Here is a 2,756-nt window from a genome sequence, read left to right as displayed (position 1 = left end):
ACCTTCATGTAGGGACTGCCGCGCGTCAAGCAAGGCACCAATGCCGCCATCAACATCACCACCGGCGGCAGTCCCTACATGAAGGTCGAGGAGCGGGTGAAGCCGGCCGCTCAGTTCAAACCGGAAGTGGCCTCGCTCAACATGGGTTCGATCAATTTCGGGCTCTACCATCTCGCCGACAAATACGAGACCTTCAAATTCGACTGGGAAAAGCCGCATCTGGAAGCGACGCGCGATCTCGTCTTCCGCAATTCGTTCAAGGACATCGAATACATTCTGGCGACTTGCTACGACAACGGCACGCGCTTCGAGTTCGAGTGCTACGACATCGCGCATCTCTACAACCTTTCCCATTTCGCCGATCGCGGGCTGGTGAAGCCGCCCTTCTTCGTGCAGTCGGTGTTCGGCCTGCTTGGGGGCATCGGCACGCATCCGGAGGATGTCGCCCATATGAAGCGCACCGCCGACCGCTTGTTTGGCGACCAGTTTCGCTGGTCGGTGCTCGGCGCCGGCGCCAGCCAGTTGCGCATCGCCGCGCAGTCGGCGGCGCTTGGCGGCAACATCCGCGTCGGGCTGGAGGACAGCCTGTGGGCCGGCAAGGGCAAACTCGCCAAATCGAATGCCGAGCAGGTCGTGCTGGCGCGCAAGATCATCGAAGGGCTTGGCATGGAAGTGGCGACACCGGACGAGGCGCGCGAAATCCTGTCATTGAAGGGCGGCGACCAGGTCGCCTTCTGACGCGGCCCGCTGCCGCGCTTTCCCGGGACGGCGTGGCGTCGTCAACCGTCACGAGGCGACGCGCGGCAGCAAGCGCGCCGTCGACCGCGAGAGCCTCCGCCGCGAAGCATTGCTGCCCTGTTGGCGGCGGGCGGTCGTTCGAGCGCTGAGCAGTTGCTCGATCACGCTTCGATGGAGTCCCCTTTGGGAAAGCCCACCCTGACCCAGAGGAAAGCTTAGAGCCGGTGTGATCCGGCATCGTCCTGTGCTGCTTTGGTCCTCCGGGGTTTCCTGTTCTTTGGTGCTACATCTATTGTATATCAGAGGGAATGAAATTACCGATGTAACACTTCGATTGAAGGCGAGGGGGGCGCCGAATGATGACTTTCAACTTCCGGGGGCCACCCGCGGGCGACGGCGATATGTCGGCCGAATGCCAGGAGCAGTTGCTGCCTCTCATCAATGAGATCGTCCAGGCGGCGGTGGCGGCCGGCTGGAATCGGGACGACGTTCTTCTGGCTTTCGTGGAACTCGCCTGGGATCTGTACGAGAAACGGCGCGGTGATCTGTAGCAGCGGCCGCCGATAACCGGATCCACACCGCAGGCGTCGATCTCGCGGACAGGTTATGATCCGCGCAGGCTGCGCCAACGGCCTCAATCAGTCGTTGACCAGAATACAGAATCGCATGACCGGTCGTGTCAGGACCGATCGGCGAAACTCCGGATGACGAGGCCTCGCGCCAGACGAAAATGAACGCTCGTCAACTCCTATTCGCTGGCCATTTTTTTCTTTCTCGAATAAAGATTTTTCTTTGCGCGTGGGAGTTCTTCCCAAGCCAAGGTGTGTGCGTTACGCTGCGTTCGGGTCGGGAAAAGGGTATTCGAAGTAGCGTCGATACGGCTGAGGCAGCGCGAATGAACAATGCGGACGAGGCTCGGGAAAGCGGCGTTTCCCGAGGCATCGATCGGGAGCGGACAGCTCGATACGTCCTGGACATCATTCCTGAAAGTGCCGGTCCGCGAAGGGCCACCGCGCAAGGAAGCGTGATCTATTCCGTTCGCGGGCCAGGCTCGCAGGCATTCCCGGCCAAGGAACACTCCGTAGGCATCGTGCTTGCGCCCATACGCAAGTTGAGGGCCTCGCTCGGCAGCGACAAGCTCCAGCAATACGATGCGCCGGTCGGGTGTCTCGTCATCAATCCCGCCGGCGTGGACAGCAATCTTGCCTGGTCCGTGACCAGGGAAAATGCCCTGGTCTCCATCTCTTCCGAAGCACCGTCGGCTTTGGCTGCTCATGAGTTCGACATCGGCGATCCTCGCCGGGTTTTCGGATCAAAGTCATTTAGCCGCCGCCATGAAGAAACACAGGGGAAGGACACCAACCGGTTATGCTTCCGCCAGAAACTGAGGCGCTTCTGCGCCTGCAACCGGAAACGATTACGGCCAGGAGTCCAAGAGAAAACCGGACGGCTTCGCCGGGAGAGCCGCGCCGCGCGGTATGGCAAAGCCGCCCCATCAGGTGCCCGGGGCTCGGAGACCGGGATTTCCTGCAAGGAAATCGGTGTTCTGCAAAATACGTCCATCGCGAATGCGCCCATGGTCGAGGCGAGAAATTGATCGATGCGCCCGGATGCTTCGAGGATTGCCACCGGCATGGATGTCGAGGGGAGTGGGATATCTCTTGCCGGCTCGCCCTCACCACCGTCCGTCCGGCTTGTTCGAACAATTCCACCGGCCCGGACAATTCCCCCGGTAATGGCGGTCCAGACTGGTCCATCACGATTTATTTTTCCGGGAACCGCGTGGACGCCGCCAAGGTTTGGCTTGCGCAGGGACCCCTCAGGAGGCCGAAACGGTGCGGCGCGATGATGCCCCCCCAAGATGGATTGCGGATGTGGTGAGACAGCCGCTGGCGAATGTAAAAGGCGGGCTTTCCGCCAGCAGTGCGGGCAAGGTGCGGGACTTCCTGGATGAGAACTTCTCGCGCAAGCTGGCGATTTCCGAGATGGCCGCGGTCTGCGGGCTTTCATCCTATCAC

At 61.0% G+C, this 2,756-nt stretch carries 2 protein-coding genes and 1 pseudogene; all 3 read left to right on the top strand.

The genetic code is table 11. The annotated features are described in order from the left end of the window. Positions 1-15 precede the first annotated feature (15 nt). A pseudogene (locus EOA36_RS32755) lies at positions 16-738 on the top strand (3-keto-5-aminohexanoate cleavage protein); the annotation flags it as partial. 356 nt (positions 739-1,094) lie between these two features. Beyond that, on the top strand, positions 1,095-1,289 hold the full coding sequence (locus EOA36_RS32750) for a hypothetical protein (protein WP_127280931.1): 195 nt from the start codon (positions 1,095-1,097) through the stop codon (positions 1,287-1,289). A gap of 344 nt (positions 1,290-1,633) precedes the next feature. Next, on the top strand, positions 1,634-2,335 hold the full coding sequence (locus EOA36_RS37510; RefSeq protein WP_189522179.1) for a hypothetical protein: 702 nt from the start codon (positions 1,634-1,636) through the stop codon (positions 2,333-2,335). Positions 2,336-2,756 lie beyond the last annotated feature (421 nt).

This window comes from Mesorhizobium sp. M8A.F.Ca.ET.021.01.1.1 (assembly GCF_003998025.1).
Taxonomy (GTDB): domain Bacteria; phylum Pseudomonadota; class Alphaproteobacteria; order Rhizobiales; family Rhizobiaceae; genus Mesorhizobium.
Note: the sequence above shows the minus strand (reverse complement) of the source record. Positions and strands in the feature narration are given on the sequence as shown.